Raw genomic sequence first — 12,271 nt, forward strand, 5'->3', positions numbered from 1 at the left:
GTCTAGGTTTCACAAAGGGTTACAGACGGCGCCTGCAGTTGTGTAGGTTATGTAGTAAGTTAAGCCGGTGAATATCATGCGAGGCACGGTTGCGCCGTCAGCCGGCTTCAGAGGGTAGCTAATTGAACGATATGGCAAAGAACTTGATCCTGTGGTTGATCATCGCTGCTGTCCTGGTGACAGTGATGAACAACTTCTCCAGCCCGAATGAGCCGCAGACCCTCAACTATTCCGACTTCATTCAGCAGGTCAAGGATGGCAAGGTCGAGCGCGTTGCGGTCGATGGCTATGTCATTACCGGCAAGCGCACCGATGGCGACAGCTTCAAGACCATCCGTCCGGCCATTCAGGACAACGGCCTGATCGGCGATCTGGTCGACAACCATGTCGTGGTCGAAGGCAAGCAGCCTGAGCAACAGTCCATCTGGACCCAACTGCTGGTCGCCAGCTTCCCGATCCTGGTCATCATTGCCGTGTTCATGTTCTTCATGCGCCAGATGCAAGGCGGTGCAGGTGGTAAAGGCGGGCCAATGAGCTTCGGCAAGAGCAAGGCGCGCCTGCTGTCCGAAGACCAGGTCAAGACCACCCTGGCCGACGTCGCAGGCTGTGACGAAGCCAAGGAAGAAGTGGGTGAACTGGTTGAATTCCTGCGTGATCCAGGCAAGTTCCAGCGCCTGGGCGGCCGTATTCCTCGCGGTGTGCTGATGGTCGGCCCGCCAGGTACCGGTAAGACCTTGCTGGCCAAGGCCATTGCGGGTGAGGCCAAGGTGCCGTTCTTCACCATCTCCGGCTCCGACTTCGTTGAAATGTTCGTGGGCGTGGGCGCTAGTCGCGTTCGTGACATGTTCGAACAGGCGAAGAAGCATGCGCCGTGCATCATCTTCATCGACGAAATCGACGCCGTTGGCCGCCATCGTGGCGCCGGCATGGGCGGTGGCCACGATGAGCGCGAGCAGACCCTCAACCAGTTGCTGGTAGAGATGGACGGCTTTGAAATGAACGATGGCATTATTGTCATCGCAGCAACCAACCGTCCTGACGTACTCGACCCTGCACTGCTGCGTCCAGGTCGTTTCGACCGCCAGGTCGTGGTGGGTCTGCCGGATATCCGTGGCCGTGAGCAGATTCTCAAGGTCCACATGCGCAAGGTACCGATTGGCGAAAACGTCAATCCTGCGGTCATTGCCCGTGGTACCCCTGGTTTCTCCGGTGCGGACCTGGCCAACCTGGTCAACGAGGCCTCGCTGTTCGCTGCTCGTGGTGGCAAGCGCGTGGTCGAAATGAAGGAATTCGAGCTCGCCAAAGACAAGATCATGATGGGCGCCGAGCGCAAGACCATGGTCATGTCCGAGAAAGAGAAGCGGAACACGGCCTATCACGAAGCCGGTCACGCGATTGTTGGGCGCGTGGTGCCTGAGCACGATCCGGTCTACAAGGTTTCGATCATTCCTCGTGGGCGTGCGCTGGGTGTCACGATGTTCCTGCCCGAAGAGGACCGTTACAGCCTGTCCAAGCGCGCATTGATCAGCCAGATCTGTTCGCTGTATGGCGGCCGTATCGCCGAGGAAATGACCCTGGGCTTCGATGGTGTTACCACCGGGGCATCCAATGACATCATGCGTGCCAGTCAGATTGCCCGGAACATGGTGACCAAGTGGGGCCTTTCCGAGAAGCTCGGCCCGCTGATGTACGCCGAAGAAGAAGGCGAGGTTTTCCTGGGGCGCAGTGCAGGCTCCCAGCACGCCAGTGTCTCCGGTGAGACAGCCAAGCTGATCGACTCCGAAGTGCGCAGCATCATTGATCAGTGCTACGCCACCGCCAAGCAGATCCTCACGGAGCACCGCGACAAGCTCGACGCCATGGCCGATGCGCTGATGAAGTACGAAACCATCGATGCCGAGCAGATTGACGACATCATGGCGGGTCGCACCCCGCGCGAGCCGCGAGACTGGGAAGGTGGGTCGGGCACTCCGGGTACCACTGCGCAGCAGGGTGACCGTCCAGAGTCACCGATCGGCGGTCCAGCGGCTCAAGTCTAAGGGCATATATGACCTCACAGCAGTACCCAACCCGGTTGCCTTGCGGCAACCGGGTTCTTGATTTGTCCCGTACCCATGTCATGGGTATTCTCAATATCACTCCAGATTCCTTCTCCGACGGCGGCCGCTTCAATCAGCGGGACGCAGCCTTGCGCCATGCCGAGGCAATGGTCGCGGCAGGTGCAACCCTGATCGATATAGGTGGTGAGTCCACCCGGCCAGGTGCACGGGCAGTTTCTGCGCTCGAGGAGCTTGAGCGGGTGGCGCCGATGGTTGAAGCTATCGCGCGAGAGCTGGATGTGATCATTTCTGTCGATACTTCGACCCCAGCTGTCATTCGTGAGTCAGCCCGGCTTGGCGCCGGCTTGATCAACGATGTCCGCTCGCTCACGCGTGATGGTGCTCTGGATGCGGCTGCGGCGACCGGGTTGCCGGTATGTCTGATGCACATGCGTGGTGAGCCGGGTGATATGCAGGACAATCCCCACTACGAGGATGTCACCGCCGAGGTGGCGAGTTATCTTGAGCAACGGATGGCTGCGTGTGCGGCGGTGGGTATCGATGCTGGGCGGATCATTCTTGATCCTGGCTTTGGCTTCGCCAAGACCCTGGCGCACAACCTGAGCCTCTTCAAGCACATGGAGTCCTTGTATCGCTTGGGGCGGCCGTTGCTGGTTGGGGTTTCGCGCAAGAGCATGATTGGACAGGCTCTCGACCGCCCGGTCGAGCAGCGGCTGTACGGTAGCCTGGCGCTGGCTGCGTTGGCCATGACCAAGGGTGCAAACATCTTGCGTGTTCACGATGTTGTCGAAACCGTCGACGTCGTGCGAATGATTGCAGCGGTTCAAGCCGCCGAATAATAGTGATGGAGCATCTATGAGCAGAAAATATTTTGGTACCGACGGCATTCGCGGTCGTGTCGGCGAATACCCCATCACCCCTGACTTCATGCTCAAGCTCGGCTGGGCGGCAGGCATGGCGTTCCGCAAGCAGGGTACCTGTCGGGTATTGGTGGGCAAGGACACCCGCATCTCGGGGTACATGTTTGAGTCGGCGTTGGAAGCCGGCCTGTCAGCGGCGGGCGCCGACGTACTGCTGTTGGGGCCAATGCCAACACCGGCCATCGCCTACCTGACCCGCACTTTCCATGCTGAAGCCGGCATCGTCATCAGTGCTTCGCACAATCCGCATGACGACAACGGTATTAAGTTCTTCTCTGGCCAGGGTACCAAGCTGCCCGACGAAGTCGAGTTGATGATTGAAGAGTTGCTCGATCAACCAATGACGGTGGTCGAGTCCAGCAAGCTGGGCAAGGTGTCACGAATCAACGACGCGGCCGGCCGCTACATCGAGTTTTGCAAGAGCAGCGTGCCGAGCAGCACCGATTTTGCCGGCCTCAAGCTGGTAGTCGATTGCGCGCATGGCGCCACTTACAAGGTCGCACCCAGTGTTTTTCGTGAGCTGGGCGCCGAGGTCACCGTGCTGTCGGCTCAGCCGGATGGCCTGAATATCAATGAAAATTGTGGTTCGACCCACATGGAGTCCCTGCAGGCAGCAGTGCTGGTGGGGCATGCTGATCTTGGGATTGCCTTCGACGGCGACGGAGATCGTGTGTTGATGGTCGATCACACCGGTGCCATCGTCGATGGGGATGAATTGCTGTTCATCATCGCCCGCGACCTGCAGCAGCGTAACAAGCTGCAAGGCGGGGTGGTCGGTACCTTGATGAGTAATCTGGGCCTGGAGCTGGCCCTGAAAGATCTCGACATACCTTTCGTGCGTGCCAAAGTCGGCGATCGTTATGTGATGGCTGAGTTGCTGGAGCGTGATTGGGTCATCGGTGGGGAAAATTCAGGACACGTAGTGTGCTGCAATCACACCACCACAGGTGACGCGATTATCGCGGCGCTACAGGTGCTCATGGCGCTCAAGCGCAGTGGCGAGACCTTGGCTCAGGCTCGCCAGGCGCTGCGCAAATGCCCGCAGGTGTTGATCAATGTGCGTTTCGGAGCAAGCAAGGTCGATCCGCTGGAGCATCCGGCCGTGAAAGAGGCCAGTGCGCGGGTTACCGAAGAAATGGCGGGTCGCGGGCGGGTATTATTGCGCAAGTCCGGTACAGAGCCATTGGTGCGGGTAATGGTCGAGGGTGATGACGAAAGTCAGGTGCGCGCCCATGCCGAGGCCCTGGCAAAACTGGTAAGTGAAGTTTGCGTCTGAAATACGCTTGCCAGCTGTGATCGGGTTGGGTAACATCTGCGCCCACTTTGACCGACGAGGTACAGCATGCGTCGCCCTATGGTAGCTGGTAACTGGAAGATGCACGGTACCCGCGCCAGCGTCGCTGAGCTGATCAAGGGCTTGAGCAATCTAGCCCTGCCGAGCGGTGTTGAGGTCGCGGTGTTTCCTCCCTCGTTGTACATCAGTCAGGCGATTGATGGATTGCAGGGCAAGTCGATCACTGTCGGCGCTCAGAATTCTGCGGTAGAGCCTGAGCAAGGCGCACTGACCGGTGAGATTGCACCGAGTCAGCTGGTCGATGCAGGCTGCGGGCTTGTACTGGTTGGGCACTCGGAGCGTCGCCAGATTATTGGTGAGAGCGGCGAAGTCCTTAACCGCAAGTTCGCTGCGGCACAGGCTTGTGGTTTGAAGCCGGTGCTCTGCGTAGGGGAGACCCTCGAAGAGCGCGAAGCGGGTAAAACGCTTGAGATTGTCGGGCGTCAGTTGGGTTGCATCATCGAAGCTTTCGGTGTTGAAGCCTTCGCCAATGCGGTGATTGCCTATGAGCCTGTTTGGGCCATCGGTACAGGGCTGACGGCCACGCCACAGCAAGCGCAGGATGTGCACGCAGCCATCCGCGCACAGCTGGCGGCAGAGAATGCCGAAGTCGCGAAAAATGTGCGGCTTCTATACGGCGGCAGCGTGAAGGCGGCCAATGCGGCTGAGCTGTTCGGCATGCCGGATATCGATGGGGGGCTCATAGGTGGAGCGTCCCTGAACGCAGACGAATTCGGTGCAATTTGTCGCGCCGCAGGAAACTGAAAAATGCTGGAAACAGTCGTAGTAGTTTTTCATCTGTTGGGCGCACTGGGTTTGGTAGTGCTGGTGTTGCTGCAACAGGGTAAAGGTGCGGAAGCGGGTGCATCTTTCGGCGCAGGTGCTTCAAATACTGTGTTCGGAAGCCAAGGTTCTGCTACCTTTCTGAGTAAGTTTACTGCTATACTAGCTGCCTCTTTCTTCTTAACTGCTCTTGGGTTAGGATACTTTGCTAAAGAGAAAGCTCATGAGCTGACTCAAGTAGGGTTGCCAGATCCAGCAGTATTGGAAGTGAAGCAGCAAAAGCCGGCAACAGATGATGTACCGGTGCTCCAGGAGCAGAAGGGCGAAGCCACTAGTGCTGGCGATGTCCCTCCCGCTCAAGAGCAGAAGTAACGGGTTTCAAAGTAGTATTGCCGAGGTGGTGGAATTGGTAGACACGCAACCTTGAGGTGGTTGTGCCCATAGGGTGTAGGGGTTCGAGTCCCCTTCTCGGTACCAATTGAAACAAGACAGCCCGCTACAGCGGGCTTTCTTGTAGGTGGAGGTTAGATTGACCCTGACAGGGTTCGGTCGTATACTTTCGCCCCAGCTTTGTCGCGGGGTGGAGCAGTCTGGTAGCTCGTCGGGCTCATAACCCGAAGGTCGTTGGTTCAAATCCAGCCCCCGCAACCAGTTTCAGCGGAGCCCCTTTTGCAGGGGCTTTTTCTTGGCTGAACAGTCATAGCGTCGGTATTCAACGACGTATCAGGGATGGGCGCTTTGCCCATTTTTTATTTGCACAGCATGCACGAGGGGGTTCAGGTGTCGAGCAAGCTAGAACAGTTGCAGGCCTTGTTGGCCCCGGTGGTCGAGGCTCTTGGCTATCAATGCTGGGGGATCGAATTCATCTCTCAGGGCAAGCATTCGGTACTGCGTATTTATATCGACAAAGCGGACGGCATTCTGGTCGAAGACTGTGAAGTTGTCAGTCGTCAGGTCAGCGGTATCCTGGATGTCGAAGATCCGATCAGTTCCGAATACACCCTTGAAGTGTCCTCTCCTGGCATGGATCGCCCACTGTTCACTTTGGAACAGTTTGCTTCGCATGCCGGCGAACAAGTGAAGATCAAGCTGCGTACGCCCTTTGAAGGTCGTCGTAACTTTCAGGGCCTTCTCCGTGGTGTGGAGGAGCAGGACGTTGTTGTCCAGGTTGATAACAACGAATTCCTGCTGCCGATCGATTCGATCGACAAGGCCAACATTATTCCCAGTTTTGACTGAGACGTGCCGGGTCCGGCGGACCGCGCGGATCCAATGGCTTGCGAAAGGCGAGGCGTACGATGAGCAAAGAAGTACTGCTGGTTGTTGAGTCGGTATCCAACGAAAAAGGCGTACCGGCTAGCGTAATTTTTGAAGCGCTGGAAGTGGCACTGGCCACTGCAACCAAAAAACGTTTTGACGACGAAGTCGACCTGCGTGTGGAAATCAACCGCCACACCGGTAATTACGAAACCTTCCGTCGTTGGACTGTCGTCGATGAAGCGGATCTTGACGATCCGGCTGTCGAGACCTGGCTGGCGAAAATTCAGGATACCCATCCTGAAGCTAAAGTCGGCGACGTCATCGAAGAAAAGATCGAGTCCATCGAGTTCGGTCGCATCGCCGCTCAGACTGCCAAGCAGGTCATCGTACAGAAGGTCCGTGAAGCCGAGCGCGCTCAAGTGGTAGATGCCTACCGCGAGCGTCTGGGTGAGATCATCTCCGGTACCGTCAAGAAGGTCACCCGTGACAACGTCATCGTTGACCTGGGAAACAACGCCGAGGCGTTGCTGGCCCGCGAAGACATCATCTCCCGCGAAACTTTCCGTGTGGGTGTGCGCTTGCGTGCACTGCTCAAGGAAATTCGCACCGAGAACCGTGGCCCGCAGTTGATCCTGTCGCGTACCGCGCCACAGATGCTGATCGAACTGTTCCGCATCGAAGTGCCGGAAATCGCCGAGGGCCTGATCGAAGTTATGGCCGCATCCCGTGATCCGGGGTCGCGAGCCAAAATCGCCGTACGCTCCAAAGACAAGCGCATTGACCCGCAGGGTGCCTGTATCGGCATGCGCGGATCGCGTGTCCAGGCGGTGTCCGGCGAACTGGGCGGCGAACGTGTGGATATCGTCCTGTGGGACGACAACCCTGCACAGTTCGTCATCAACGCTATGTCGCCGGCTGAAGTCGCGGCGATCATCGTCGATGAAGATGCCCACGCCATGGACATCGCCGTGGGCGCCGACAACCTGGCCCAGGCGATTGGCCGTGGCGGCCAGAACGTGCGTCTGGCCAGCCAGTTGACCGGCTGGACCCTGAATGTGATGACCGAATCGGACATCCAGGCCAAGCAGCAAGCTGAAACCGGTGACATCCTGCGCAACTTTATCGACGAGCTGGAAGTCGACGAAGAGCTGGCACAGGTGCTGGTCGATGAAGGCTTCACCAGCCTGGAAGAGATTGCCTACGTACCGCTGGAAGAAATGCTCAACATCGACGGCTTTGACGAAGACATCGTCAACGAGCTTCGTGCTCGTGCCAAGGATCGCTTGTTGACCAAAGCCATCGCTACTGAGGAAAAGCTGGCAGACGCCCATCCGGCCGAAGACCTGCTCTCGCTTGAGGGTATGGACAAGGATTTGGCGATGGAACTGGCGGTGCGCGGCGTAGTTACCCGCGAAGACCTGGCCGAGCAGTCGATTGATGACCTGCTCGACATCGACGGTATCGACGAAGAGCGTGCCGGCAAGTTGATCATGGCCGCCCGAGCCCACTGGTTCGAGTAATTAGGCGCGGCCTGAGGAGAGAAGTGCATGACGCAAGTCACGGTGAAAGAATTGGCCCAAGAGGTCGCTGCACCGGTAGAGCGCCTGCTGCAGCAGATGCGTGAGGCAGGTCTGCCGCACACCGACGCCGGTCAGGTAGTGACCGACAATGAGAAGCAGGCTCTGCTGGCTCATTTGAAGAGCAGTCACAAGGCGAAAGTGGAAGAGCCGCGCAAGATTACCTTGCAGCGCAAGACCACCAGCACCCTGCGTGTTGCCGGTAGCAAAAGCATCAGCGTAGAAGTACGCAAGAAGAAAGTATTCGTTCAGCGCAGCCCGGAAGAGATCCAGGCCGAGCAGAAGCGCGAGCTGGAAGAGCGCCGCGCGGCGGAAAACGCAGCTCGTGAAAAAGCCGATGCTGAAGCACGTCAACGTGCCGACGAAGAAGCCCGCCGTCAGCCAGCTGCTGCATCTGCCGCACCTGCTGCCGCACCGGTTGCTCCTGCGCCGGCTCCGGTAATCGAAGCAGCCGATGCTGCTCCGGCTCCGGTTGCTGACCGCAAGAAAGACGACGTGCGTCGTAACGACAAAGCCCGTGACGACGAACGTCGTGGTGGCGAGCGTCGTAACGAAGCGCCGCGTGTGTCGGTCAAGGTCAAGGAAAAGGAAAAGGCGCCAACGCCGCGTGCTGCTCCGCGTACTACCGACGAAGAAAGCGACAGCTTCCGTCGTGGTGGTCGTGGCAAGGGCAAGCCGAAGAAGCGCAACGCCCACGGTTTCCAGAACCCGACCGGTCCGGTTATCCGCGACGTTCAGATCGGCGAGACCATCACGGTTTCCGACCTGGCGCAGCAGATGTCGGTCAAGGCAGCTGAAGTCGTCAAGTTCATGTTCAAGCTGGGCACTCCGGTGACCATCAACCAGGTGCTCGATCAGGAGACAGCTCAGCTGGTCGCCGAAGAGCTGGGCCATAAGGTCACCCTGGTCAGCGACACGGCTCTGGAAGATTCCCTGGCCGAATCGTTGAAGTTTGAAGGTGAGACCTTCTCCCGTGCTCCAGTTGTGACCGTTATGGGTCACGTTGACCACGGTAAGACCTCGCTGCTCGACTACATCCGTCGTGCCAAGGTTGCCGCTGGCGAAGCCGGTGGTATCACCCAGCATATCGGTGCCTACCACGTAGAAACCGATCGTGGCATGGTCACCTTCCTCGACACCCCAGGCCACGCCGCGTTTACCGCCATGCGTGCCCGTGGTGCCAAGGCCACTGACATCGTGATTCTGGTGGTCGCTGCGGACGACGGCGTAATGCCTCAGACCCGCGAAGCGGTGCAGCATGCGAAGGCCGCCGGTGTTCCACTGGTTGTCGCGGTGAACAAGATCGACAAGCCTGGTGCTGACCTCGATCGTATCCGTAACGAGCTGTCCGTCGAAGGCGTAACTTCCGAGGACTGGGGTGGTGACACGCCATTCGTCAAAGTTTCCGCGAAGATGGGTACCGGTGTAGACGAACTGCTGGAAGCCGTTCTGCTGCAAGCCGAGATCCTCGAGCTCAAGGCTACGCCATCGGCCCCGGGTCGTGGTGTGGTGGTCGAGTCGCGCCTGGACAAGGGTCGTGGCCCAGTGGCTACCGTGCTGGTTCAGGACGGTACGCTGCGCCAGGGCGACATGGTCCTGTGTGGTTCGAACTACGGCCGTGTACGTGCCATGCTCGACGAGAACGGCAAACCTGTTAAGGAAGCCGGCCCGTCGATCCCGGTCGAGATTCTCGGCCTGGATGGTACCCCGGACGCTGGTGACGAACTGAGCGTTGTGGCTGACGAGAAGAAAGCCCGCGAAGTGGCGCTGTTCCGTCAGGGCAAGTTCCGCGAAGTCAAACTGGCTCGCGCGCATGCCGGCAAACTCGAGAACATCTTCGAGAACATGGGCCAGGAAGAGAAGAAGACCCTCAATATCGTGCTCAAGTCCGATGTTCGTGGTTCTCTCGAGGCCCTGCAGGGCTCCCTGAGTGGCCTGGGCAACGACGAAGTACAGGTTCGCGTGATTGGTGGCGGTGTCGGTGGTATCACCGAGAGCGACGCCAACCTGGCCCTGGCTTCCAATGCAGTACTGTTCGGCTTCAACGTGCGTGCCGATGCCGGCGCGCGCAAGATCGTCGAGCAGGAAGGTCTGGATATGCGTTACTACAACGTGATCTACGACATCATTGAAGACGTCAAGAAAGCCCTGACCGGTATGCTCGGCAGCGATGTTCGCGAGAACATCCTGGGTATCGCCGAAGTGCGTGATGTGTTCCGTTCGCCGAAGTTCGGCGCCATCGCTGGCTGTATGGTCGTCGAGGGTGTGGTCTACCGCAACCGTCCAATCCGCGTACTGCGCGAGGACGTGGTGATCTTCGAAGGCGAGCTGGAATCGCTGCGTCGCTTCAAGGACGATGCGTCCGAAGTGCGTGCCGGCATGGAATGCGGTATTGGCGTGAAGAGCTACAACGACGTCAAAGTCGGCGACAAGATCGAAGTCTTCGAGAAAGTCCAAGTGGCTCGTACGCTCTAAGTATCGAGCATGGGAGGCGCGAAATGCCCGTCGCAAGGCGGTCATCAACGGCTCTGAACGCAACGCCCGGTCAGGCTCAAGCCTGGCCGGGCGTTTGCCGCTTTAGTTACAGGTAGCAAAAATGGCAAAAGAATATAGCCGTACCCAACGCATTGGCGATCAGATGCAGCGCGAGCTGGCCCAACTGATTCGTCGCGAAGTCAAAGATCCACGTGTCGGCCTGGTGACAATCACCGCCGTCGACGTCAGCCGCGATGTTGGCCATGCCAAGGTGTATATCACCGTCATGGGCCAGGACAGCGCTGAAGACATCAAGCAAAGCCTTAAAGTGCTCAATTCCGCCGCGGGTTTCCTGCGGATGCAATTGGGTAAGGAAATGAAGCTGCGCAGCGTGCCGCAGTTGCATTTCCACTACGACGAAAGCGTGACCCGAGGTGCCCATCTGTCGGCGCTGATCGAGCGCGCTGTCGCCGAGGACAGCCAGCACCAGGCCGCCGATACCCCGGACACCAAGGAGTAAGCGGTGGCCCAGGTCAAACGTATCCGTCGTAATGTCAGCGGCATCATCCTGCTCGACAAGCCGTTGGGGTTTACTTCCAATGCTGCCCTGCAGAAGGTCCGCTGGCTGCTCAATGCTGAAAAGGCCGGCCACACTGGCAGCCTCGACCCGCTGGCCAGCGGTGTGTTACCGCTGTGTTTCGGCGAAGCCACCAAGTTTTCCCAGTACCTGCTCGATTCCGACAAGGGATACGAGACGGTCATGCAGTTGGGGCAGACCACAACCACGGGCGATGCTGAAGGCGAAGTACTGAAAACCCGAGATGTAACCGTTGGTCGCGCCGATATTGAAGCGGTTCTGCCACAATTTCGTGGTGAAATCAGTCAGATACCGCCGATGTACTCTGCCCTCAAGCGCGATGGCCAGCCGTTGTACAAGCTGGCGCGTGCAGGGGAAGTAGTGGAGCGTGAAGCACGTTCTGTTACTATTAACCGCTTGGAGTTGCTCGAGTGTGAAGGCACCCGGGTTCGGCTGTCAGTTGGTTGCAGCAAAGGTACCTATATCCGCACGCTGGTCGAAGATATCGGCGAGATTCTCGGTTGTGGGGCTTATGTAGCCGAGCTGCGTCGTACCCATGCCGGTCCCTTCGAGCTGGCCCAGACGGTGACCCTCGAAGAGCTCGAAGCGGTTCACGCCGAAGACGGCAACGAGGCGGTCGACCGTTTCCTGATGCCGTCCGATAGCGGCCTGCAAGACTGGCCTCTGTTGCAGTTCTCCGAGCACAGTGCCTTCTACTGGCTGCATGGACAGCCAGTCAGGGCTCCCGAAGCGCCGAAGTTCGGCATGGTTCGGGTACAAGATCACAACGGTCGATTCATCGGTATCGGTGAAGTGAGCGAAGACGGGCGCATCGCGCCGCGTCGACTGATTCGGTCAGAATGATCGAAACCTTCAGTGTCAGGCCCAGGCCCGGCACTGGCGGCAAAGAGGATGGCTGTTAATAGGCACGGTTACGCCTCACTTATGAATACAGGGATTTGTCCCTGGCCTATTGGAAACCGTTTTTTCGGTTTCCCTTGATTTGGAGAAGCCAAATGGCACTCAGCGTTGAAGAAAAAGCAAAGATCGTTGGCGAATTCCAGCAAGCTGCTGGTGACACCGGTAGCCCGGAAGTGCAAGTTGCACTGCTGACCGCCAACATCAACAAGCTGCAAGGCCACTTCAAGGCCAACGGTAAAGACCACCACTCGCGTCGTGGCCTGATCCGCATGGTTAACCAGCGTCGTAAGCTGCTGGACTACCTGAAGGGCAAAGACACCACTCGTTACAGCGCCCTGATCGGTCGCCTGGGTCTGCGTCGCTAA

11 protein-coding genes and 2 tRNA genes are annotated in these 12,271 nt (G+C 58.4%); all 13 read left to right on the forward strand.

Going from position 1 to position 12,271, the window contains the following annotated elements; all coding sequences use genetic code 11:
- Positions 1–131: 131 nt before the first annotated feature.
- The 13 genes from ftsH (at position 132) to rpsO (ending at position 12,271) form a co-directional block, all read left to right on the forward strand.
- Positions 132–2,039, forward strand: a complete 1,908-nt coding sequence (gene ftsH, locus NPS58_RS07545) for an ATP-dependent zinc metalloprotease FtsH (protein WP_274114783.1) — start codon at positions 132–134, stop codon at positions 2,037–2,039.
- Positions 2,040–2,047: 8 nt separating this feature from the next.
- Positions 2,048–2,899: a dihydropteroate synthase gene (folP, locus tag NPS58_RS07550; RefSeq protein WP_274114785.1), complete on the forward strand. Its 852-nt coding sequence runs from the start codon at positions 2,048–2,050 to the stop codon at positions 2,897–2,899.
- Between the two features lie 16 nt (positions 2,900–2,915).
- Positions 2,916–4,256: a phosphoglucosamine mutase gene (gene glmM, locus NPS58_RS07555; RefSeq protein WP_274114787.1), complete on the forward strand. Its 1,341-nt coding sequence runs from the start codon at positions 2,916–2,918 to the stop codon at positions 4,254–4,256.
- Positions 4,257–4,322: 66 nt separating this feature from the next.
- A complete protein-coding gene (gene tpiA, locus NPS58_RS07560) occupies positions 4,323–5,078 on the forward strand; it encodes a triose-phosphate isomerase (protein ID WP_274114789.1) in 756 nt (251 codons plus the stop codon).
- 3 nt (positions 5,079–5,081) lie between these two features.
- Positions 5,082–5,468: a preprotein translocase subunit SecG gene (secG, locus tag NPS58_RS07565; protein ID WP_274114791.1), complete on the forward strand. Its 387-nt coding sequence runs from the start codon at positions 5,082–5,084 to the stop codon at positions 5,466–5,468.
- Between the two features lie 19 nt (positions 5,469–5,487).
- Positions 5,488–5,573, forward strand: a tRNA-Leu gene (locus NPS58_RS07570).
- Positions 5,574–5,670: 97 nt separating this feature from the next.
- Positions 5,671–5,747, forward strand: a tRNA-Met gene (locus NPS58_RS07575).
- A 129-nt stretch (positions 5,748–5,876) separates the two neighbouring features.
- Complete coding sequence (rimP, locus tag NPS58_RS07580; RefSeq protein WP_036989972.1) at positions 5,877–6,335, forward strand: ribosome maturation factor RimP; 459 nt, start codon at positions 5,877–5,879, stop codon at positions 6,333–6,335.
- 59 nt (positions 6,336–6,394) lie between these two features.
- A complete protein-coding gene (gene nusA, locus NPS58_RS07585) occupies positions 6,395–7,876 on the forward strand; it encodes a transcription termination factor NusA (protein ID WP_274114793.1) in 1,482 nt (493 codons plus the stop codon).
- 27 nt (positions 7,877–7,903) lie between these two features.
- Positions 7,904–10,408 (forward strand): translation initiation factor IF-2, encoded by a 2,505-nt coding sequence (gene infB, locus NPS58_RS07590; RefSeq protein ID WP_274114795.1) that lies wholly within the window; start codon positions 7,904–7,906, stop codon positions 10,406–10,408.
- 121 nt (positions 10,409–10,529) lie between these two features.
- Positions 10,530–10,928: a 30S ribosome-binding factor RbfA gene (gene rbfA, locus NPS58_RS07595; RefSeq protein WP_038606777.1), complete on the forward strand. Its 399-nt coding sequence runs from the start codon at positions 10,530–10,532 to the stop codon at positions 10,926–10,928.
- A gap of 3 nt (positions 10,929–10,931) precedes the next feature.
- A complete protein-coding gene (gene truB / locus NPS58_RS07600) occupies positions 10,932–11,849 on the forward strand; it encodes a tRNA pseudouridine(55) synthase TruB (RefSeq protein WP_274114798.1) in 918 nt (305 codons plus the stop codon).
- 152 nt (positions 11,850–12,001) lie between these two features.
- Complete coding sequence (gene rpsO, locus NPS58_RS07605; RefSeq protein WP_028944521.1) at positions 12,002–12,271, forward strand: 30S ribosomal protein S15; 270 nt, start codon at positions 12,002–12,004, stop codon at positions 12,269–12,271.

Source organism: Pseudomonas putida (assembly GCF_028682455.1).
GTDB lineage: Bacteria > Pseudomonadota > Gammaproteobacteria > Pseudomonadales > Pseudomonadaceae > Aquipseudomonas > Aquipseudomonas putida_AA.

What these genes read in the sequence shown, in the direction of transcription:
- rpsO (WP_028944521.1), top strand. Translation starts at nt 12,002, where the DNA reads ATGGCACTCAGCGTTGAAGAAAAAGCAAAGATCGTTGGCGAATTCCAG.
- secG (WP_274114791.1), top strand. Translation starts at nt 5,082, where the DNA reads ATGCTGGAAACAGTCGTAGTAGTTTTTCATCTGTTGGGCGCACTGGGT.
- infB (WP_274114795.1), top strand. Translation starts at nt 7,904, where the DNA reads ATGACGCAAGTCACGGTGAAAGAATTGGCCCAAGAGGTCGCTGCACCG.
- tpiA (WP_274114789.1), top strand. Translation starts at nt 4,323, where the DNA reads ATGCGTCGCCCTATGGTAGCTGGTAACTGGAAGATGCACGGTACCCGC.
- folP (WP_274114785.1), top strand. Translation starts at nt 2,048, where the DNA reads ATGACCTCACAGCAGTACCCAACCCGGTTGCCTTGCGGCAACCGGGTT.
- nusA (WP_274114793.1), top strand. Translation starts at nt 6,395, where the DNA reads ATGAGCAAAGAAGTACTGCTGGTTGTTGAGTCGGTATCCAACGAAAAA.
- rbfA (WP_038606777.1), top strand. Translation starts at nt 10,530, where the DNA reads ATGGCAAAAGAATATAGCCGTACCCAACGCATTGGCGATCAGATGCAG.
- glmM (WP_274114787.1), top strand. Translation starts at nt 2,916, where the DNA reads ATGAGCAGAAAATATTTTGGTACCGACGGCATTCGCGGTCGTGTCGGC.
- ftsH (WP_274114783.1), top strand. Translation starts at nt 132, where the DNA reads ATGGCAAAGAACTTGATCCTGTGGTTGATCATCGCTGCTGTCCTGGTG.